Annotated in this window: 18 protein-coding genes; 2 read left to right on the top strand and 16 right to left on the bottom strand. The window is 46.3% G+C overall.

The annotated features are described in order from the left end of the window. Positions 1-39: 39 nt before the first annotated feature. The 8 genes from ONB37_10380 to ONB37_10415 form a co-directional block, all read right to left on the bottom strand. Positions 40-1,152 (bottom strand): protein arginine kinase, encoded by a 1,113-nt coding sequence (locus ONB37_10380; GenBank protein ID MDZ7400559.1) that lies wholly within the window; start codon positions 1,150-1,152, stop codon positions 40-42. Positions 1,153-1,223: 71 nt separating this feature from the next. Next, entirely contained in the window at positions 1,224-1,727 is a 504-nt protein-coding gene (locus ONB37_10385) for a UvrB/UvrC motif-containing protein (GenBank protein ID MDZ7400560.1), read from the bottom strand. Next, positions 1,724-2,431, bottom strand: a complete 708-nt coding sequence (locus ONB37_10390; GenBank protein ID MDZ7400561.1) for an ABC transporter ATP-binding protein — start codon at positions 2,429-2,431, stop codon at positions 1,724-1,726. The genes ONB37_10385 and ONB37_10390 overlap by 4 nt, the downstream gene beginning before the upstream one ends. Before the next feature lie 3 nt (positions 2,432-2,434). After that, positions 2,435-3,682 (bottom strand): lipoprotein-releasing ABC transporter permease subunit, encoded by a 1,248-nt coding sequence (locus ONB37_10395; protein MDZ7400562.1) that lies wholly within the window; start codon positions 3,680-3,682, stop codon positions 2,435-2,437. A 129-nt stretch (positions 3,683-3,811) separates the two neighbouring features. Beyond that, positions 3,812-5,302: a lysine--tRNA ligase gene (gene lysS, locus ONB37_10400; GenBank protein MDZ7400563.1), complete on the bottom strand. Its 1,491-nt coding sequence runs from the start codon at positions 5,300-5,302 to the stop codon at positions 3,812-3,814. A 131-nt stretch (positions 5,303-5,433) separates the two neighbouring features. Then, positions 5,434-6,540, bottom strand: a complete 1,107-nt coding sequence (gene alr, locus ONB37_10405) for an alanine racemase (protein MDZ7400564.1) — start codon at positions 6,538-6,540, stop codon at positions 5,434-5,436. A gap of 405 nt (positions 6,541-6,945) precedes the next feature. After that, a protein-coding gene (prfB, locus tag ONB37_10410; GenBank protein ID MDZ7400565.1) for a peptide chain release factor 2 occupies positions 6,946-8,041 on the bottom strand; the annotation gives its coding sequence in 2 pieces (ribosomal slippage) (positions 6,946-7,971 and positions 7,973-8,041; 1,095 coding nt in all). A 10-nt stretch (positions 8,042-8,051) separates the two neighbouring features. Then, on the bottom strand, positions 8,052-9,671 hold the full coding sequence (locus tag ONB37_10415; GenBank protein ID MDZ7400566.1) for a SpoIID/LytB domain-containing protein: 1,620 nt from the start codon (positions 9,669-9,671) through the stop codon (positions 8,052-8,054). A gap of 267 nt (positions 9,672-9,938) precedes the next feature. Between ONB37_10415 and ONB37_10420 the strand changes: the two genes are divergently transcribed. Then, on the top strand, positions 9,939-11,084 hold the full coding sequence (locus ONB37_10420) for an ATP-binding protein (GenBank protein ID MDZ7400567.1): 1,146 nt from the start codon (positions 9,939-9,941) through the stop codon (positions 11,082-11,084). Continuing rightward, on the top strand, positions 11,084-12,028 hold the full coding sequence (locus ONB37_10425; GenBank protein ID MDZ7400568.1) for a P1 family peptidase: 945 nt from the start codon (positions 11,084-11,086) through the stop codon (positions 12,026-12,028). Before ONB37_10420 ends, ONB37_10425 begins: the two co-directional genes overlap by 1 nt. Before the next feature lie 57 nt (positions 12,029-12,085). Here ONB37_10425 and ONB37_10430 read toward each other — a convergent pair whose 3' ends face one another. The 8 genes from ONB37_10430 to ONB37_10465 all read right to left on the bottom strand — a co-directional run bounded on the left by ONB37_10430 (position 12,086) and on the right by ONB37_10465 (position 21,517). Continuing rightward, on the bottom strand, positions 12,086-13,051 hold the full coding sequence (locus ONB37_10430) for a sigma 54-interacting transcriptional regulator (protein MDZ7400569.1): 966 nt from the start codon (positions 13,049-13,051) through the stop codon (positions 12,086-12,088). Positions 13,052-13,157: 106 nt separating this feature from the next. Further along, positions 13,158-14,330 carry a hypothetical protein gene (locus ONB37_10435; protein MDZ7400570.1) on the bottom strand — a complete coding sequence of 391 codons (1,173 nt, stop codon included), beginning with the start codon at positions 14,328-14,330 and terminating at the stop codon, positions 13,158-13,160. 572 nt (positions 14,331-14,902) lie between these two features. After that, complete coding sequence (locus tag ONB37_10440; GenBank protein ID MDZ7400571.1) at positions 14,903-15,574, bottom strand: Crp/Fnr family transcriptional regulator; 672 nt, start codon at positions 15,572-15,574, stop codon at positions 14,903-14,905. Between the two features lie 271 nt (positions 15,575-15,845). Further along, complete coding sequence (locus ONB37_10445; GenBank protein ID MDZ7400572.1) at positions 15,846-16,823, bottom strand: dihydroorotate dehydrogenase-like protein; 978 nt, start codon at positions 16,821-16,823, stop codon at positions 15,846-15,848. 245 nt (positions 16,824-17,068) lie between these two features. Beyond that, a complete protein-coding gene (locus ONB37_10450; GenBank protein ID MDZ7400573.1) occupies positions 17,069-17,878 on the bottom strand; it encodes a nucleoside phosphorylase in 810 nt (269 codons plus the stop codon). A 65-nt stretch (positions 17,879-17,943) separates the two neighbouring features. Beyond that, on the bottom strand, positions 17,944-18,855 hold the full coding sequence (locus ONB37_10455) for a GTP-binding protein (GenBank protein ID MDZ7400574.1): 912 nt from the start codon (positions 18,853-18,855) through the stop codon (positions 17,944-17,946). Positions 18,856-18,963: 108 nt separating this feature from the next. Next, positions 18,964-20,583 (bottom strand): thioredoxin family protein, encoded by a 1,620-nt coding sequence (locus ONB37_10460; GenBank protein MDZ7400575.1) that lies wholly within the window; start codon positions 20,581-20,583, stop codon positions 18,964-18,966. A 16-nt stretch (positions 20,584-20,599) separates the two neighbouring features. Then, entirely contained in the window at positions 20,600-21,517 is a 918-nt protein-coding gene (locus ONB37_10465) for an SMP-30/gluconolactonase/LRE family protein (protein MDZ7400576.1), read from the bottom strand. Positions 21,518-21,542: the final 25 nt, after the last annotated feature.

The raw sequence follows: 21,542 nt of genomic DNA on the forward strand, positions 1-21,542 counted from the left end.
TTGCTTTTATGTCACCGCTATTATAATACAAAAAAAAAATTATAAATTCAATCTTTTTCTTATCAATTTTATTCTCAAAATATCTCGATCCTGAGCGCTCAGCGTCGCATGATTCAGCTTCTGTAAATGAGCGGGTTGAATCAACACGAGCAACTCATTAAATGTCCGATGATCGATCGGATCGATCAAACGCATAGATGAACCCAATTTTATCAGCGATAAGAGATTCACCGCTTCGACAGAATTGAGCATTCTAGCATATTTTATTGTGCCGATTGCCCGATAAACCTTGTCTTCAACCAGCAACGGGTTTTCTTGCAATAGGTCGTGGGAGGCTTGTTGCTCGAGTTGGATCAATTGTTCAGTCATATTTTCGATGCGCCGCATGATCGATTGTTCGGTTCGACCCAATGTCAATTGATTCGAAATTTGAAAGATGTTGCCCAAAATGTCGCTTCCTTCGCCATAAAACCCGCGGATCGCTACCTCGCTTGGAGCGATTTCGCCAACGATTTTCTCAATCCTGCCTGAAAGCGCGAGAGCAGACAAGTGGATGAACACCGAAACCCTCATGCCAGTCCCAGTATTGGTTGGACAAGCTGTGAGATAACCGAATTGATCCGAATAGGCGAAGTTCAGCGTTCGGGCGAATGCATCATCGATGCGCCGCACCAATTGCCAGGTCCGTTCCAGCTCCAGCCCCGATTGCAACGCCTGGATGCGCAGGTGATCCTCTTCATTGATCATGATGCTGATCATTTCATCTGGACCGATGATCAAACCACACGGTCGTTCCAGTTTCATGAATTGTGGGCTGATCAACCGGCGTTCCATCAGGAATTGACGATCCAGCTCCTCTAAGTCGCTCAGCCTAACAAAAACTGCACCCCTCAGTTCCTCGGTTTGTTCCAGACAATGTTCAATCATGTCCAGTATCTCATTTAATTTCTCGGAGGGTGCGCGATTGGGGAAACCGAAATCTTTGAGATTTCGCGCAAGGCGGATTCGACAGGATATAACCAGGTCGGAATGCCGGCCGTCACCGAGCAACCAGCGCGGTGATTCTGGGAGGCTGGCCTCAATGAGCTGGTCAGTACTAGAACTGCTCACACCAGACAAATTGAACTTCATTTTGTTGGATTGTTTCGCCATATCAGAAATGCTCACTCCGTCAACCAAGGAAAGGATTCTCCTTTGCGTGCAATGAGCGAATCCCAATGGGTTTAGCCAGACAAATTGGCTTCTATGTCTCGGATCCGATCCCGAAGTTTCGCGGCTCGCTCATAATTTTCATTCTGGATGGCCCGAGCAAGTTCTTTGCGAAGCCGCTCGATATCTTCAACCGTGCCGGGTTGGCGCTGGCTCACCGGCCGGTTGCCAATGTGTTTATTGCTGCCATGCATCTTTCGCAGCAGATTTTTCAATGGTTCAGCAAAACTTTCATAGCACTCGCTGCAACCTAACAGACCGCCGCTCTGGAATTCCTGCCATGTTAGTTCGCATTGGCGACATTTAAGGTCGAGCGTTTCCCGTCGCATTGCTTCGGGCCATTCCCCCACAATGCCCAAAATCAAACCACCGATGATCTTGGGAAATGCGACCAGGGGATTGGTAAGCCCTTTCTCCTCCGCGCATATTTTGCAGAGGTTCAGCTCTTTTTTCGTCTTATCCACCACCTGAGTGAATTTGATAGTTGCTTCGCGAATGCCGCAGATCTCACAGATCATGAGCGATCACCCTTGCTTTTATTGAATCGAACCCGACCATCGAACAATTCGATCACGCGATCGGCCTGATTTGCTAACTCCTGATTATGGGTAACGATAATCAAGGTTTGATGCAATTTGTGATTCAAATCCCAAAACAAGCGATGCAGCGACTCGGCTGCCTGACGGTCCAGGTTTCCTGACGGCTCATCAGCCAACAGCAATTTGGGCGAATTGATCAGGGCGCGAGCGACCGCCACCCGCTGTTGTTCACCGCCCGAGAGTTCGTTAGGACGATGGTCCAATCGCTCCTCCAATCCAACTTCAGTCAGCAGCTCAATGGCACGATTCCGAACCAGTACCTTATCAAGCCCAGCGATCAGGCCAGGGAGCATCACGTTCTCCAGCGCAGAAAATTCCGGTAATAAATGATGGAACTGAAATACAAACCCCACCGATCTATTTCGGTAGGCAGCTAACTGCTGATCGTTATATTGAAAAATATCGATCCCGTCAATCAACACACGGCCCTTGGTGGGACGATCCAGCACGCCCAAAATATGCAACAACGTGCTCTTCCCCACTCCTGAGGGGCCCATGATCGCAACAACTTCGCCTTCATAAATTTCCAGATCGATGCCCTTCAGCACCTCGATCGTCCGCGAATCCAGGTAGTAGTTCTTATAGAGATTGTCTGTCAATACGATCCGATTTAAATTTCTCATCGTTTACTCATATCTAATCGCCTGCACCGGGTCCAGCTTTGCTGCTCTTCGCGATGGATAAATGGTCGCAAGAAAACAGATCAAAATCCCGGCGGCAGAAATCATCAAAAAATCCAAAACTTTCATCTCAACTGGCAGTGCATTGATGAAATAAATATCCGATGGTAATGAGAACCAGCGGTAATGCAGTTGCGACCAGCATAGCACATATCCGATCAAACATCCCAGAATGGTGCCAATCACCCCAGAAATGACCCCCTGAAAGACAAAGATCTTCATCACCGATTGCGAAGTCGCGCCGATCGACTTCAAGATGCCGATCTCCCGTTTCTTTTCCATCACCACCATGATCAGCGTGCTGATGATATTAAACGCAGCGACCATGATGATCAGGCTGAGGATAATAAAGGCGGCCCATTTTTCAATCTGCATCCAAGAAAATAAATTTTTATTCCGTTCGTACCACGTCTCGGCAGTGTACGGGTAGCCAAACGTATTGCTGATCTTTTGAGCCACGGACGACAGTAGCTCCAAATTCATCTTATCTAACATGATCTCGATGCCAGATACCTTGCCATCCATGCGAAAGAGCTGCTGACCGGCAGGGATCGATACGTATCCGAAATTGCGATCATAATCGTACAGGCCAGTCTCGAATAAGCCGGTCACCCGAAAAGCTTTGACCAGCGGCACTTGGGGCATGGCAATATTCTTGGTGTTGACAAAGCTGGCCAAAAAGATTTTATCATTGAGGTTAACGTCCAAATTCATGGCAAGGCTCTTGCCAAGGACGATCCCAGGTAAAGGATTCTCCCCCGCGACCAAAACCGTATCGAGATTCAGCTCTCCATAAATGATTTTGGTCCCCACGTCTGATACTTTTTTGGCCAGATCAACATCAATTCCTTTCACCAAGATCAGGTCTTTATTATCGCCATTGAGCACCATCGCCCGTTCTTGAATATACGGCGATAGGGCTTTGACGTGCTGGAACGTCTTGAGCTGCTCCATGAACTTCTCATAGTTCTCCACGCCCCGATAATGAAAGCTCCGGAACCGAATATGGGCATCGAAGCCGATGATCCGCGATCGGACCTCAGTCTCAAAACCGTTCATCACCGATAGCACAATGATCAACGCAGCCACTCCAATCGTGACCCCAGCGATGGAAAAATAGTTGATCAACGAAATAAAACCAGTTCGGCGCTTGGAACGAAAATATCGTTTTGCAATGAAAAATTCGTAAGACATAATTGAGTTTTCTGATTTAATTTTATCATAGCATTGCTTTGCCCACTCCTGGTGCAAATCCGCATCATCTGGCAAGCGCTTTCAGCTTCATCAAATTTTCAACTGGACAAAGCTGTGCTGGAAAACGCATCATTTTTCTGGCCGCATATGCGGGAAGAAGATGACATCCCGAATCGATGGTGAATCAGTGAGAATCATCACCAAACGATCGACGCCGACTCCCAACCCTGCGGTGGGCGGCATCCCATATTCCAAAGCACGGATGTAATCCTCATCCATCACATGCGCTTCTTCATTGCCAGCTCGTGCGAATTCTAATTGTTGTTCAAATCGAGCCCGCTGATCAATCGGGTCATTCAGTTCAGAAAAAGCATTGCAAATCTCCTTGCCCGCGACGTAACCTTCAAATCGTTCCACCAAGCCCGGTTCACTGCGATGCTTTTTGGCCAGCGGGGACAATTCAATCGGATAGTCGACAATGAATGTTGGCTGGATGAGATGGGGCTCCACCAATTCGCTGAAAATCTCATCGATGATTTTGCCAACATCGGCCCCGGCCTCGATCGGGATATTTAATTTTTTAGCGATTGCCAGCAGTTCGGTCTTGCTTCGGCCAATGATCGGTTGCCCAGCATATTCGAATAAAATATCGGCCATCTTGCGGCGTGGCCAAGGCGGTGTAAAATCGATCTCATTCCCCTGATACACCAATCGCATGGTTCCATTTAACTGCTCAACAGTGGTACTGACCATGGTTTCCACAAGTTCCATCATGAAATTATAGTCCTGATAGGCCACATAAAGCTCAAGCATGGTAAATTCAGGATTGTGAAATCGATCGATCCCCTCATTGCGAAAATCTTTGCCAAATTCGAACACGCCCTCAAACCCGCCCACGATCAATCGCTTTAGATAGAGCTCATCCGCAATTCTGAGGTACAAGTCAATATCCAAAGCATTATGATGGGTGATAAAGGGGCGAGCGGCCGCACCGCCATAAAGCGGCTGAAGAATCGGAGTCTCTACCTCCAAATACCCTCTCGCTTCCAGGAATTTTCGAATCAATTGAATGATGCGGCTTCGCTTAATGAATACCTGCCTCACCTCTGGATTGACGATCAGATCTACATAGCGCTGGCGATAGCGCATCTCTTTATCTGCAAATTCATCATAAACCAGTCGCTCGCCTTCTTCGATCTTTTCTTTCACGATCGGCAGCGTTCGCAGCGTCTTGGATAATAATTCGAACTGCTTCACTAAAATCGTTATTTCACCAGTTCGTGTCTTGAAGACCTCGCCTTTTACCCCAAGGATGTCCCCAATATCGATCAGATCGAATAGTTGAAATCGCTTCTCGCCGACTTGATCCTGGCGAACATAGATCTGGATGCGACCGCTGCTATCCATGATGTGGGCGAAGGCAGCCCGGCCATGTTTGCGAATGGACATCACCCTGCCCGCCACACTAACCGGTTTATTTTCGTAATTATCAAAATTCTGAAGAATATCTCCAGCAAAATGGGTTCGATCATAGCAATGAGGATACGGATTCACCCCCATTTGGATGATCTGCTGCAGTTTTTCATAACGGATCTTTTGTAGCTCTGTTAATTCTTCCACGAAGCATCTCCATCATTGATATTAAAGTAAATTTGTAAAACTAAAACATTGCGCGAAAATCGCACAAAAAAAATCATGACCAGATTAAAACTCTGACCTTCACTATTCCGAACAAAATAGCACATTGATCTTCAAACATACACTCTGGGGACACGCCGAGATATCCAGCATGTCACCTCGTACGGAATTGTCTTTAACATTTGACAAATTTCTTTGACCGTCATCGCGTTATCTTCGGGGCGACCGAACAGGATCACTTCATCGCCGACCTCCACGGGATGTTCCAGGCCGATATCGGCCATGACCATATCCATGCAAACCCGGCCCACCAGCGGGAATTTTCTACCTCGGATGGTCACCACAGCGCGATTGCTGAGTAATCGGTTGTAGCCATCCGCATAGCCGATCGGGATGGAAGCGATGCGCGTCGGTCTCGCAGTGATATATTGCCGTCCATAGCTGACACTGAAATTTTTGGGAACCGATTTGATGAAGCTCACCCGCGATTTTAGCGTCATCGCTGGTCGGATCGATACACTCTCGGTGGTTGTATTCGAGGGATAATAGCCATACATCATCACCCCGGGTCGAACCATGTCCAAGTATGTCTCTGGCAGATCCAGAATTGCCCCACTGTTGGCAGCGTGTTTGAGCGGGATGTGAATGTTTTGTTCCCGTAATGCGGCTAAAATTGCTTGGAACCGCTGAAATTGGAGGTTGGCGAAGCTCTTATCCGCTTCATCCGCTGTAGCAAAATGCGTATAAATTCCCTGCAATACAATCCCAGGGGACTGGCGCACATAACGAATGAATTCAATTGCTTTGTCCCAACTGACCCCCACGCGCCCCATGCCGGTATCAATCTTCACATGAACGCGAATCGGCTTTTGAAAGCTGACTGACAGTTGCGTCAGCGCATCCACAATTTCCTTTGTGTAAACGGTCACCTCGAGGTCATACTGAAAGAATTCCTCTAATTGATGGGCAAAAGCCCCGCTAAAAACAAGAATGGGTTCTAAAAACCCATGACTTCGAAGCTCAATCCCCTCTTCCACTAGCGCCACGCCCAAATAGCTGGCCCCGCTAGAGAGTGCGACCCGAGCCACCGGCACAGCGCCATGGCCGTAAGCGTCAGCTTTTACCACGGCCATCACCTGAGCTGGCGCGACCCGCTGCTTGATCGCTATGATATTGTTCGCAATCGCTGAGAGGTCAACCTCCGCAACTGTCGGCCGCAATAGTCCTCCCATTTAATGAAACATAGTTGTAAATAATGTTTGATCGTTCCACGAAAAGTGCTTCGCAAGTGAAAAATCATTAGCGCTAAATTGGTTGTATCACATTCAAATCCTTTTTCAGGAAAATTTATGGTTCATCACATCTCATTCAAGCCTCATTTGAGATCTGCAGCAGGGTATTCGAGCTGCCTTTCGATTCACTGGCCAAAGCTCAGGGCGATAGCCAATGACGCAAGGAAATGACAGCTTCGCCTCAGCAAAATAGTGCCTGAACAAAAACTCACCTATCTGTCATTTCGACCTCACGGAGGAAATCTGTAAAGGAAATAATCTCAAAGTAACCAGATTTCTCAATTCGTCCAGAATGAGATTTTTGCCTGAGATTTAGTAGTTTTCATTCAAGCACTAAATAGTTTGCTTGAGATAAGCATGAATGAACTGATCCAAATCGCCATCCATGACATTTTGGATGTTGCTGGTTTCGATCTTGGTCCTGTGATCCTTGACCAAATTATAGGGATGAAACACGTATGACCGAATTTGATTGCCCCAGCCAATTTCCTTCTTCGATTTTTCCAACTCTTGCATTTTTTCGAGCTCCTCCTCCTTTTTTTTCTGATAAAGCCGCGACATCAAGATTTTCATGGCGTTCTCACGGTTCATGTGCTGGGAACGTTCACTTTGACACTGAACCACAATGCCTGTGGGGATATGGGTGATCCGAACTGCCGAGCTGGTTTTGTTGACATGCTGGCCGCCGGCACCACTGGCACGAAAGGTATCGATGCGCAGATCATTCGGATTGATGACGATTTCGATCTCATTGTTCACCTCGGGATAGACGAATACCGAGGCGAAGGATGTATGTCGTCGGCGATTTGCATCGAATGGTGAAATGCGGATCAATCGATGCACGCCAATTTCGGCTTTCAAATAGCCATAAGCGTATTCGCCTTGCACTTCGATGGTGACGCTCTTGATTCCAGCTTCCTCCCCCGCTTGCAGGTCCAAAATCTCTGAATGAAAATTGTGTCGTTCGATCCAGCGCAAATACATCCGCATGAGCATTTGTGCCCAATCCTGACTCTCAGTGCCGCCCGCGCCGGGATGAATAGTCAATATCGCATTCAGATGATCGTCAGGATCATTGAGCATATTTTCAAATTCAATCTTCTCAACCAATCCAGCTAATTCATCGATCTCAGCGTTCACATCAGCCAAAAACTGCTCATCTCGTTCTTCTTCGCTTAACGTCAAAAGCTCATCTATATAAGCGGCTTTACTGGCTAAGGTCTGCCATTGGGTTACTTTGGTTTTGCGCTGATTAATTTCGCGCATCGTCTGTTGAGCACGATCACGGTCATTCCAAAAATCTGGCTTTAAAGTCTCTTGCTCCAATTGTTGTATCTGTTCACTTTTTTTATCGATTTCAAAGATAGCCTCGTAGCTCTTCGATGCGTGACTTCAATAATTCCAACCGATCTCTCATTTCTCCAATCATCGAAAATCCTCTAATAAATTTTCTTTATTTCAACCCCCCGAAAGTAATGAGATAGTATCTCAGCATAATTTTTGCCTTGAAGCGCCAGAGCGATCCCCCCCGCCTGGCACAATCCCACCCCATGTCCAACACCTGCGCCATAAAAGGTAAAGCTAATGGGAAAACCTTCATCATCAAATTGCCGATCTATAACAAAACAGCTACTGGCCAGACGATCAGGAGCCAACGTCTGGCAAATGTTCTGCTCGCCCGCTATCAGCACATTTTTTAGACTCCCTAGGATTTCAACTTCAAAGATACGGCCTGAAACACCACGCCGAACTGGTATGATATCGAACAGGGAACCAATTGGATAACCGATTTTGGTTGAAATGATCTCCTCCAACTCCTCATGGTCATAATGCACTTGCCAGCGAAATGGTTTTATTGAGCTGATGAATTGGCTGTTCGGAATTTGTTTCGTTAGGTTACAATACACATCAGGCTCGTTCATTACCCAGTCACGGATCGCAGCATCCGTGGTCAAATCGATTGGCCAATTATCACTTATTTGGCTGTTGGCGCAAAATACAGCGGGATAAGGCTCCTGACCGGTATCGGGGCTAAGGCTGGAGTATGCTTCTGTGTGGCCGCCACAAATCAGGGAATAATAAGCATCGACCACAAGCCGGCCATCATGCAAAACCAAACCTTGTGTCTCTCGAACCGCTTTGCTAATTGGTTCTGCCGCAGCCATCACTCCTTGAAATCGTTGACAATGGGAACTGGAACACAGATGAAAATTGTCATCTGGATGCCGAATCCCCAACGAGGCAATCGCCCGACTTCTTACCGCGATCGTCTGGGCTTGGATCACGGCTGGTGGCAAATCGGGTCGTATTTCGGCAGCGACAACAGATTCGATATACTGCTCCAGTGGCAATTCGCAAATCACAATGATTTTGCCCTCATCATTGCAACGGAACTCCAATGGACCAACAAGGCTGCGATGTTTCTGCTGGCGCGCTTGAATCTCATTCTCCGAGTGCAAATCGAATAAATAAGTTATCACATCATCCGATTCAGGAAGGATTCGAATTACGTTTTCAGATTCGCTCAATTTTTCCAGCTCTGAATCGAATAGCTCGAATGATGCGTATGGCTCGTGAATTTTCTCGCGAAAAATTTGATATTGAAATCCTGACAACCGTTGTTGCGCAAATGCTTTGGCTTCGGCCTCTGTGTTCAATTCATCGACCACAACCCAGTATTCAGTATTATCATTGACAACTTTATTCCCCCAGTATAATTTGCCTCCTCGGATCTTGATGCGGTTGCCAATCCCTTTCTCGATTAATTGATACTCCAGCTCCTGCGCTTCATGGTAATCATAGAATCTGCCCAACACAAGATAATATGCATATTGGGGTGGCGAAAATTGTTTCAATTTCAGCCGCCATTTGACAGACGAAGCGACGTCCTTTAAAATAGCAACACCTTGATCATTCATTACTGAAAATCGACCAGTCAGACGAAAATCCACTGCGTCGCGAGGTTCCTCTAAAGCGATGCGCAATACTGGCATCCCCTCTTGCAATTTCGCTGGGGCGTGATTGTCCAGAGCTGAACCGTTTTGTGGTTGACCCAGCATTTCCACCTCCACATTATCCACCTTGAGTAACGATGATTTTCAATTCAAAATAAAAATTTATGAAAGGCAAATATACAATATTTTTGGTAAATAGTCAAGAATTAAAAAGCCGCTGCTCGTTGCAAAAGGACATTCGGCATCTCTCTCCCAATTTGCATGGGCATCTATTCATCGTAAATCAGAAGCAAGAAATTTTTTTCTTGATTTGATCGGATGGGGTTATTATATTAACTCACAATTGATAGATTCATAAAATAGAGCGAGACTATGATCATCCAGACCGTATTTATTCGAGCCTTCAAATCTATTCTTGAATTAACCACCTCGATCGACCCAAAGATCTCGGTACTCATCGGTCCCAACGAAAGCGGCAAGACCAACATCCTTAAGGCGATGACGGCGTTCAATCCTGGCAGCGAATTCGACTATTCCATGACCTGCCAGTACTCCGATTCCTATGCACAAAAAAGATGCCCTGAAATCGCGCTGGAGTTCGTGATCTCGAAAGCTGCCAGAAATAAATTGCTCAAAATTTCTGACGCCTTCAAAACTGCGGCATCGTTTTACGTGAAAAAAGAAGGGCCGCAAATCTCCGATTATAAAGTCCTGATCGATGGCCAGCCGGTTCCGATCCCTGACATGAAATCTCTGCTCATGTGCCTGCCAAAGATCGCCTATTTCGATGAAATCCCATTGATCAAAAATCGGGTCGATTATTACAGCCTGGTGGACGGTCGGCCTGGCTTCACCACGGAGCGCAATCTGCTTAAAATTGGCGGAATTGATGATGTCGAGGTCATTTTCGAAGACACAACGCATGGCCGGCGCGCGGCAGAACAAGCAAGCAGAACTATCACGGAACAAATTCGCATGGTCTGGTCCCAAGAACCCAGCGTCGAGATCAAGCTTTCTGTCAATGGTAAAGTGCTCTATATCGACATTTCCGATAAAACCACAGTGCTCGACACCCCAGAATCGCGCAGTCTCGGATTTCGCTGGTACCTCTCGTTTTGCATCAATTTCTTGGCACAAACGCGACAATCGAGCACCAACGAATATATTTTTCTCATCGATGAACCAGGCATTCATCTCCATCCGGCTGGACAAAAGGATCTGGTAAAAGTGCTGGAAAATTTAGCTGAGAAGAATCAGATCATCTACACAACCCATTCTCCGTTCATGATCAATCGAGAATATCCAGAGCGAGTGAGATTAGTGACTAAGGGCACCGATGGTACCCATGTCGATAGCGAAGCTTATCGCCAAAACTGGAAGCCTTTGCGCAAATCCATCGGCTTGATGATTGGAGATCTGTTTTTTTTCAGTGATGATAGCCTGATCTTGGAACTGCCGAGACGGAAAGTGCCATTAACTGATCGACTTCGCTTTTGGAATAAGGAGCAAAGGTCTTAATGGTTCAACTGAGAAATAGCATTTGCGATGTCCCAGGGATCATGGTCGGACACGCCCAAGATGAGGTCGCCCGGACTGGTTGTACCGTGATCTTGCCACGGCAACCCGTCATCGCCAGCGTTGAGGTTCGTGGACTTGCACCAGGTAGCCGCGAACTTGATCTTTTAGATCCAGTGCGCACCATTTCGCACGTCCATGCGATTCTGCTAACCGGTGGAAGTGCCTTTGGGTTGGATAGTGCACAAGGGGTCGTGCAATTTTTAGAGGAGCAGAATATCGGCTATGACACCGGGATTGCCAAGGTCCCTTTGGTGCCAGCAGCCGTCATTTACGATCTGGGGGTGGGATCTGCCCAAGTGCGGCCAGATCGCGCTATGGGCTACCTGGCAGCCAACCAGGCACATCCCAACAATGATTCTCGGGGACTTGTTGGAGCCGGTACCGGGGCAACAGTTGGAAAATTTGCTGGACACAGCTTTGCCATGAACGGTGGACTTGGTACTTGCTCAGGCATGATCGATGACAGAATTATTGTCGGCGTGATGGTGGTCGTGAATGCGTTGGGCAATATCATTGATCCTATCTCTGGCCAGACCATTGCTGGGGCGCGGGACCCAGACACTCACCAATTTATCGACCCTGCGCTCATTATTACAAACCCTCAATCGCTATCGTTCGCTCGGTTGTCCAATACCACCCTAGCCGTCGTGGCAACCAATGCCCAATTGAATAAAGCTGAGGCGAAACGATTGGCCCAAATGGCAACCACAGGAATCACCCGAACAACCTACCCAGCTCATACGCCGTTCGATGGCGATGTCGTATTTGCCCTTAGCACTGGAGAGCTACCACGTGTCGATCTATTTCGCATTGGTTTGCTTGCCAGCAATCTAATCGCTGATGCTATCATTCAGGCAGTAAAAGTGACAAATCCTCTCAAATAAAACGGGCGATCAAAATGTGTGTTGATCGCCCATGTTTCAACTGCATCCAGTTCCTGATCAATCTTTGGGAATAGCGTACTTTTTCATTTTGAATCGAAGCGTCGCCTCTGGTACGCCTAGCAGCCGGGCTGCTTTCACCTGATTCCCTCCAAATCGCTTCAATGCTTTTTTGATCAGGTAAATTTCAATCTCCGATATCACGGCTTTGAGGTTCCTCGGCTCCAAGAAATCGAAAGGATGCTTTTTGATTCTAAATGGTAAAAACTCCGCAGAAAGCTCTCCCTCCGGGGACATCAATAGCAGGTTCTTCACGGTATTTTCCAGCTCCCGAATGTTCCCCTTCCAATCGTATTCCATAATCGATTCGAAGATCTCCGATTGAACCGCTGGTTCTTCTCTGCCCTCCTCTTGGCAATACTTTCTCAAGAAAAACGTGAACAGCTCTGGAATATCCTGTTTTCTTTCTCGCAGTGGCGGAATCTGAAGGGTGAGCATGTTCACAAGATAATAAAGTTCCTTGCGAAACTTTTCCGATTCGATCTCTGGCGTGAGATCGTGATCCGACGTAGCAATGATTCGCATCGTGGCGTTGATCATTTCGTTGCCGTTAAGTCTCTTGAACTTCTTGTCTCGTAATACTTGAAGAAATTCATCCTGAAACTCATAATTCATATCGGCAATATTATCCAAAAAAAGAATCCCATTATTGGCTTTTTCCAACAGGCCGATCGTTGTGGAACCATCTGGATGCTCTTCGCCAAACAAATCCTTCAGGCTTATGGTTTTGCCCAGCGCCGAGCAGTTGACCTCAACGAATTGATGGTTGCGACGGGGGCTAAGACTGAAAATCTGACGCGCAATAAATTCCTTGCCAGTGCCAGTCTCCCCAATAATCAGCACATTGCTGTCGATTTTGGCTAATTTTCTGACGGCTCGTTTCAGTCGTTTTGCCTCAGGACTGCTACCAATAATAAGATCTTCCCCCATGTCTGCGATTTGTGTCTTAGTACGTTTTTTTCTCATATTACGCACCTTCCTTCAGATTAGAGTAATTTGATTAATTGATCGAAAATTCAAGCGAAGTTATAGACCATTTAGACAATTGATGAACCGAAATCATAAATTCATTTCATTCTAATTTCTTATCTTCTCCATCTCTTGATAATTGTATCTGATATTCTTCTTTGGGCTTTAGCTCTTTTCCCAAGGGCTGTTGAGAACTTTGCTGTTCAATTCTATCATTTGAAGCACGTTTTTTGGTGAGAATTGACAGATAAATGAGAATGACGGCAGTCAAACCAGCCAAAATGATAAAACTGATCCGTTCGTAGCTCTGTGGATAGATAATCAGAAACACACAGATGGTGATTGCCATGAGCAGCCAAAAAAACAAACGATACGGTGAAATTTCGAAATTATGGCTTAAGTACTCCATCCACTTTTCTATTTTGGTCTTACGTTTGAGAATAGTGATGCCAAGCTTCCTTTCAGAAAATCGGAATTGCTCATAGAACTGCCCAAAATCGCTGCTCACATAAAAGAAATTGTGGAGCAGAATCGACACAAAAAGCAGCAGATTCACGAACAATAGCACTCCGCTGAAAATCGGCAACGGCTGCCTGATATAGTTGAAGAAATTATCCAACGAATCGATTGATATAAACAATAAAAAACTGAATACCAGTAAATTTACATGGCCCAAAACTGGTTTATCATATTTTAGAATTAGATACGCGTAGAGAATGATAAAGAACAGGGACCAAAAGTTCATGCCGATGAAGCCGAGAAAAATCTGCCGAATATGATCGTCGATGAACAAATAGCGATGACTGAGAAGGAAATTCTTATAATATATCAAAGCAATCGGCAGACAAAGGCCCAATGCAATGAGATATTTCACATAGGTCTTTTTATTGAATATCAAATAGTCCACTGGGATAAAGATGATGGTCAGCCCAGTTACGATACTAATAATAATCTTTCGATAAGACCATGCATAGTATTGCAAATAATCATTGCCAAAAGTGTAATTTTTGCCAATAAAAATGACAATGAAACCCAGGACATAGACAAAAGCGAAGATGGCGATGTTTAGGAAAATGTGTTTATTATAGTGCCCTTTAAGAAAAACAGTACCGGCCAGTAAAGTAATGAGGAAATAGAGACAATAATTTACTACGCTAATGGTTGGCAACTCCCAATGCTTGAATCTGAGCGAAAACAGCGTGAAAATTACATACGCTAACCAAAGATTAGCGATGACCCACAACTGGAATTTGACCTTTGGAGTTAATTTGGCCATATAAATTCTGCCACCTATTTGGTTTTTGTCTCAGATCTCCAGTACATTTGATTTGCATCCAAGATGCTGGATCAAAATGCGGGTGATCTCTTTCGGTACCCTTAATTTAACCAGCACGCTAACGGCTCATGCGCGACTTTCCTCGCTTTGAGACGATTCTATGCGATCCATGTCTGAACCTCAGAAGTGATCCAATTTGCACAAATCACCATTCAAATGATAGGAGCTGGGGTGTGAGAGTAACTGTCTTAAGCTGCATGCAGCACATTCAATCTATTTTGGACCAATTATGTTCCCATTTTTTGCAAAAAAATTGGGTTGATTATTGACATGATTGCTTATTCCCGTTAAAAACTGCAGGCTGAAAGATAAAAAATCAACATGTCAAAGTCAATAGTTTTTTCAGTTCTTCTGGAAATTTCACGAAAATCCGAATGCAATTTTATTGGAACCATCTTGATCAAATTATTTGTGATGACAAAAGATAGACATGGTGGACTAAAAAAGAACTGTGCTTTTTTGGAGGTCAATTATTCAGGTGAAAATGCGGGGCAAATTGGAGAAGAATAATCTCAAGAAAGAACCATCTGTTTCAATTTCTTTAGACTCAGGATAAAAATTTCATTTTTTTCTTCGGCAATGATCCCCTCTCGCTTCATGAAATTGAGAGTGCGCGACAGCGTTTCTGGAATTGTACCCAGGATTGCAGCCAGGTCCTTTTTAGAAATGGGGAGCGATATCACATAGCGGTTTTCGCGACGTTCATAATGGTTGAGCAGATAGCTGGCGAGCCGCGATTTGACGTCATGGAGCGAAAGCTCCTCGATCTTTGTAACCAGCATTCGCAGCCGACGCGAATAGGCGCTCATAATTTTGAATGTGATTTCGGGGAAATGGCGCAATATCGTGAGAAAATCCTCTTTTCCGAACCGAAGCAATACGGTATCTTCTAATGCAGCGCAAAAGGCAGGGTAGGTTTCAAAATCAAAAATCACAGCCTCAGCGACCAGATCCCCAGGGTATTGGACATGCAAAATTTGTTCACCCCCTTGGGCCGAAAGCTTGTAAATCTTTACCGATCCAGAAACCACAATAAAGAAGGCGCTGGCCGGTTGCAATTCCGAAAAAAGGTGCTCTCCTTTTTTTAACGTCCTTATGGAAGCTGCCTCCGCAATCAGCTTAATTTGATCGCCCGAAAGAGATTCAAATAAAAATTGGTTCGCCAAAAACTTTTGAACATCCATCGAGAGGCCTTCGACTGGTCAACGCACCATTGAATGATCATCCTATCTATTCCGCATTGTACAGATTGATTGCAAATGAGTCTTCATTCGGAGCTGCAACCAAGACATCAAACAGCATTTTTGATTTAGATGATAATTAGACCCTACTGCAAAAATCGCAATTTAAACAAACGCTGTCATTCCTGTCTGCCAGCCGACGGACAGGAATGACGATATAGCCAGTTTTTGACATGTTAGGCCAGCAACTAATTTGCTGATAAGAATTGTCTCGCTATTCAATGCCCGCAATCGCCTTCAGATATTGCGCGCGGACATAAGCATCAGGCTTGGGATCATTGGCCTGATTTAATTTCCCTCGGAAATCATCAATGCTGTCAAATTGATGCTGTTTCATCCAATTCTCCAGGCCACTCAGCATCTCGCGAATTTTCCCCAATCCTTCTTTGTAAAGTACCGAGGCGATCTGAATCACTTTCGCACCAGCCAGTAATTGTTTGATCACATCTTCGGTGGTTCGAATGTTACCACTTGCAGCAAGGTCCAGTTTTAGCTTGCCCGATAATAGCGCTATCCAGCGCAGCGAATTGTAAAATCCCTCTGGATCATTAAACGACGGTTTCACAGAAGAACTTACTTTATCAATATCAATCTCTGGGTGGACGAAACGGTTGAATAGCACAAGGCCATCTGCGCCCTGATGATCGAGTTTTTCAGCCAGATTAGCAAACGAGGTGAAATATGGCGAGAGCTTGAGAGAAACCGGAATATCGACCTCTTGCTTCACCGCCCTCAATATTTCGATGTAGTTATTTTCGATATTGTAGCCGCTCATCTCTGAACTGAACGGCATAATGTAGATATTGAGCTCCAGGGCATCTGCTCCAGCAGATTCGATCTGCTTGGCGTAAGCGGTCCACCATTTGGAGGAGAAACAATTGATGCTGGCGATCACAGGGATCGAAACTCGCTTCTTGGCAGCGGTGATAGTCTCGAGATATTCTCTCGGACCCAGTTGCATATCAATTTCTGCCCGAATATAATCTAACGCCTCCGTGTGCATTGATACGCTGTCCTTCAGGCCGGAATTCATCTCCCGGATTTGCTCTTCAAACAACGATTTCATGACAACAGCACCAGCGCCGGCTTCTTCACATTTTATGATCTGATCGACGCTCTTTGTCAAACCACAACTGGCGACGACGATCGGATTTTCAAGGGGCAAATTTAAATATCTTGTCGAAAGGTTCATGCTGATTTTCTCCTGAATATGTTGAAAGAGGGACAGAAAGGCATTTTTAAATTGCCCAGAATATAACGCATGAATGCCTAAAAGTCAAGTGAATTTTCTCAGCGAAGCGGCCAGAAAGAATATATCCATGCTTGACATCCCAAATTCGAAGCGAGCAGCGTATGCTTGATCCCAGGCAGCCAGTCGATATGGGAGAGTGATCTGGTGGAAGAGCCCGGGCAACGCGCGATTTTACCCTTCTGGATTCATAGCTCCAGGCATGCCTCAACGGCGATCCAAAAGATTTGTTCGCGCATGGCTTTGTCTCTGGTCCAGTAACGACGCTTCCAACGCTCGCCACTGACATCATCCCCAGCGTAAAAAAGCTGACCGAGGATAACATTGCGAAAGCGGGCGACAGCAAAGAAGGCAGCGGCCTCCATATCTACGGCTAAGCACCCTTCGGCTTTCCGCAGGGCAATTTTGTGAGGCGTCTCACGGTAATAGCCATCTGTGGTCCAGGTTTTTACGACTCGATAGGCGAGCTGTTGTCGGCTCAAAGTTGTTTCGAGCGCCCGAATGGCCTCTGGATGGGCAGTGACTTCACGAGCTGGCGGGAGATAATGATACGATGTGCCCTCATCGCGAACCGCCCCTTTAACGAGCAACGGCAAACCAAAAGGCAATCCAGCATCCAAGACCCCACAGCTACCACAGGCAATGAATTTGCGACACCCGCGGGAAATCGCCGCTTCTAATAAGCTTGCCGCGAGAGGCGCACCAACACCGGGATGAAAAAGCGCCAGTTCCTGGGCTTTATATTCGAACTTGTAGATCGGATGCTTGCCAATCTCTGACTTCATCTCGGCCAATCGCGTCAATCGATGCTGCTGCATAAGCTTGTTGATGACCTCTTGAAAAAAACAAATGACACATCGTTCGGGAATTTCGATGGGCTTGATCTCCCGCTGCGGATCGATGATGGGCGCTCGATCTGGATCAAACTCTAAAATTGGAAATTCTCGTTTCAAATGCGAGAATTCTGTTTGAGCTGGATGATGCGAGTCAATGTTCATTGTTAGCTCAGCAATATGGAAGGTTCACTTAATTTTTCAGCTTTTTTTGTTAGAATCGAAACAGATCAAATCGCCGCCCTCACAAATAGGTTGCTGAAAAACTGCCGCTCGATCTCCTCTTCGTTCAGTCTTCTGCCGATCAAAACCAGCCGATTTTGACGAATCGAACCATCCAGAATGGGCTTCATGATGAATTGATCCATGGTCGCATCTACATAATAGCATTGTTGGCCGATAAAGATGAATCCTTTGAGTCGCATCAAATTGGTTGGTAAATGGTCGCGGAATCGATCCCAACTCTCGTGCGTAAACTGCCCTTCCGATTCTAACGTCACGGACGCCACTGGATCAGGACGCCCTTCGCCCAATTCTCCAGTGGTCACAGCTTTGGGATGCTGAATGGCGTCTAAAATCGTCAGATCAAATTCAGCATATTTGGTGCGCAGTATTGGGACGCCAGGGGAAATGGAAACGACCGCAGCCGCAACCTGTTCCACCTGTGCATCCGACACCAAATCGATTTTGTTCAGCAACACCAGATCAGCGGTTTGAATCTGACTTATGGGCGCCCGCAGCGTATCTTTTATCTTCAAGAAATTTTGACAATCCACCAGACAGATATTGGCTTTTAATTCGACATGGTTTTTCAAATTTGGCAGGGCCAGCATTTCCTCCATTTCCGAAGTATCAGCCAAGCCAGTTGCCTCGATGATGAGCAATTCTGGTCGCAGGTCGGTGGCGATCCGCTCGACTTCAAAAATAAAATCGGTCCGGACGCAGATACAAAACAAACTGCCTTTGTTCAATTCAACCTTTTGGTACGTGCCTGGCGTCAGCAACTCGCCATCGATTCCGACCTTGCCAAACTCATTGATCAAAAGCACCGTTCGTTTACTGCGATAGTGCCCAATCAGGCGATTGAGCAAGGTTGTCTTGCCGGCACCTAAAAAGCCAGTGAGTAGAATGGTGGGAATCATAATATTCAATAATTTTTAGTCGTTCGAAAATGCGTTTTTAGAATCGAATAAGTCAGCCGGCTGAGAGACAATCGGTCCATCAATCCTCGTTGCTTAATCAGCTATTCTTTATCCCAAATCCTTCAGCCATTCTTTAATCACCTCCACGCTCGGCACGCGACCGACGGATTTGAGCCGCTCGCGAACAGTCAATACTGCGGGAGCTGAGTTGACACCATATCGTTCAAGCTCCTTCGGATCAGTGAGTCGAACAACTTCTACTGTGCTGCCCAGTTCCTTGATCGCATGTTGCACGTTCGCCCAAGTTTGCTCAGATTTTTCGTCGTCAGATGTCAACACGAGCAACTGGTTTCGAGACTGCCGAAGCTTGAGATAAAATTTCTCATTGATCCGGTCCTGAATGGCCTGTATAAGCTCCTGTCGCGATGGAATGGTGCTCACAAATTTGATCTTCCCATCGATGCAAATGGTTGGGATATTTCTCACCATGAGCCCCATCATAAATTCCACCGACTCTTTCTCTTTGATCTTATGCTCGCGCCAAATTACCAGACCATTGAACAGCGGCACGATGGATTTCACCGCCTCGACCATATATTGGCACGGCGCACATCCCTCGGAGTCCAGGGTGATGACATCGACGATCACCTTATCGGCCTGACCATAATCCGCCAGGTCCATGCGACCGATGATCTCTTTCTTTTTTGCCAGTAGCTCTCGAGCAACTTGGCGTTTATAGGGGTCATGGACGATTTCAGCCACGGCTTCGAGGTTTCTCGGAGGAACGGCATATGGCAAATCGCAACCAGGGGCCAAAATAAAACCGGTGTTACCTCCAATATCGATGCACTCGAGTGCATTGCGCCGGGCATCATCTTCGCTGCCCATCAGAAGGACAACGGTGAGCTGCAAATTGCCACCAAAGGAAATGCGATATTGCTGACAAACTTGTTTAACATAATCCAAGGGGATATTTTCGTCAATGGAGATATTATCAGGACCAGTTTCGCACATGGCCTGGATGTTGCGCTGAGCATGGCCGCAGACGAAGAATGAAGAAAAGGCATTCCACTTGCGAACCTCGCGGAAAAACTCGGTGGCAAATGGAGAGACAAATTCACGGAAGGCCTCGGGCGAGATCTGACTGGTCATAGGATCGACAATGGCGATCACCTCGCAACCAGCTTCAATATAGAGCCGCGCCATTTGCTTAGAAACCTCCGTGGCATACGCCATGATCTCCTTGACAGCTCCTGGATTGTCGAACATATCGGTAAAGATGTCAGTGCCCCGCAGGTGGAGCGAAAGGGTAAACGGGCCAGTCACTAATCCATAGAGCGCCACGTCTGGCGCTTTGGACTTAACGAGACGGATCGCTTTCAACACTTCTGGAATACGCCCCGAATTTTGGTCGATGAACCCGAGATCTTTGAGTGGTCTTTCGGAGAGAACATGCCGCACAACGGCAGGTGGATTTTCGGGCGCCCATTGCAATTCGCAGCCCAACGCTTCTGCCTCAATTTGCAGGTCAAATGTCACAGGAATGCCATCGGGCTGGTAGCGTCGGATCGCTTCAGTGACCCCCTGAGCCATCAACTCGCCAGAGCGCAAATAGGTAGTAGCATCCTTCCCAATTAAAGCGCCGCCATGGCACCCCACAAAAGGGACCCATGCTGGCCGTTCTGTCGCTTTGTTTTGGAGTGCATCAAATAGTATTTGCTTTGCCATCTTCCTCCCGTACGATTTAATTCTTTTGCGTTAAAATTTTAAATCCTGGGTAATGCATTTGTAATTGATAAAGCGAATTGGTTTCTACCTCGGTGAGATAAAGCGTTTTTAGATCATCACCACCGAATTCCAAATTTGTCGGTTTATTGCCTGGAGTAGCGATGCGGTCTATGATGGTGCCATTGGAAGAGACGACATAAACCATTCCCCCACCGAAATGGGCGACATATAAATTGCCAGCACGATCGAATTCGATACCATCTGGATCGCCTCCAGGCAATTGAATAAAAGTCTCTTTCTCGGTCAAAAAACCTTCGGTGCTGCGCCGAAATCGGCTGATCTGGCTCTTCGCCGATTCACAGACATAAAGCTTGCCGTCCAAGGGCGAGATGGCCAACCCATTGGGAAACGCCAGGCTATCGGCCGCTAATTGAAGTGAACCATCTCTCATCCGAAAGAAAAACAACCGACCATCGAGCCGATCTGGGCCATAACTATTGGGATCGGTGAAATACAGATTGCCATGTTCATCGAAAATCAGGTCATTTGGCCGATGAAACGGTTGATTCTGATAACCAGAGATCAGCACGCGGCATTTGCCCGATGGGGTGATTTTCACGATCGAACCCGATCCGAAATCGCAAGCAACGATGTCGCCGTCCGGTGCCACCGCAAGTCCATTCGTCCGTTTAAATGTGCTATCAGATGCAAATACCAGAGTATCGAGTTGCCCCCGCTTGACTGTTGCTAACCAATCGCCGTAGCAATTGGAAACATATAACGTTCCCTTACCATCCCAGGCTGGCCCTTCGGGAAAATGAAAGCCGGAGCTAACGAGTTGCCATTTCCTATCCATCGGTTCAGTTCGATGACAATCGGATTGGCTACCAATCATGATCAGCCCTATTAATAAAATAGGCAAATAAAATCGCATAGTCAAAATCCCTATTGTTTAAAAT

It is taken from the genome of candidate division KSB1 bacterium, assembly GCA_034506395.1.
In the GTDB taxonomy this organism is placed as follows: Bacteria; Zhuqueibacterota; Zhuqueibacteria; order Thermofontimicrobiales; family Thermofontimicrobiaceae; genus Thermofontimicrobium.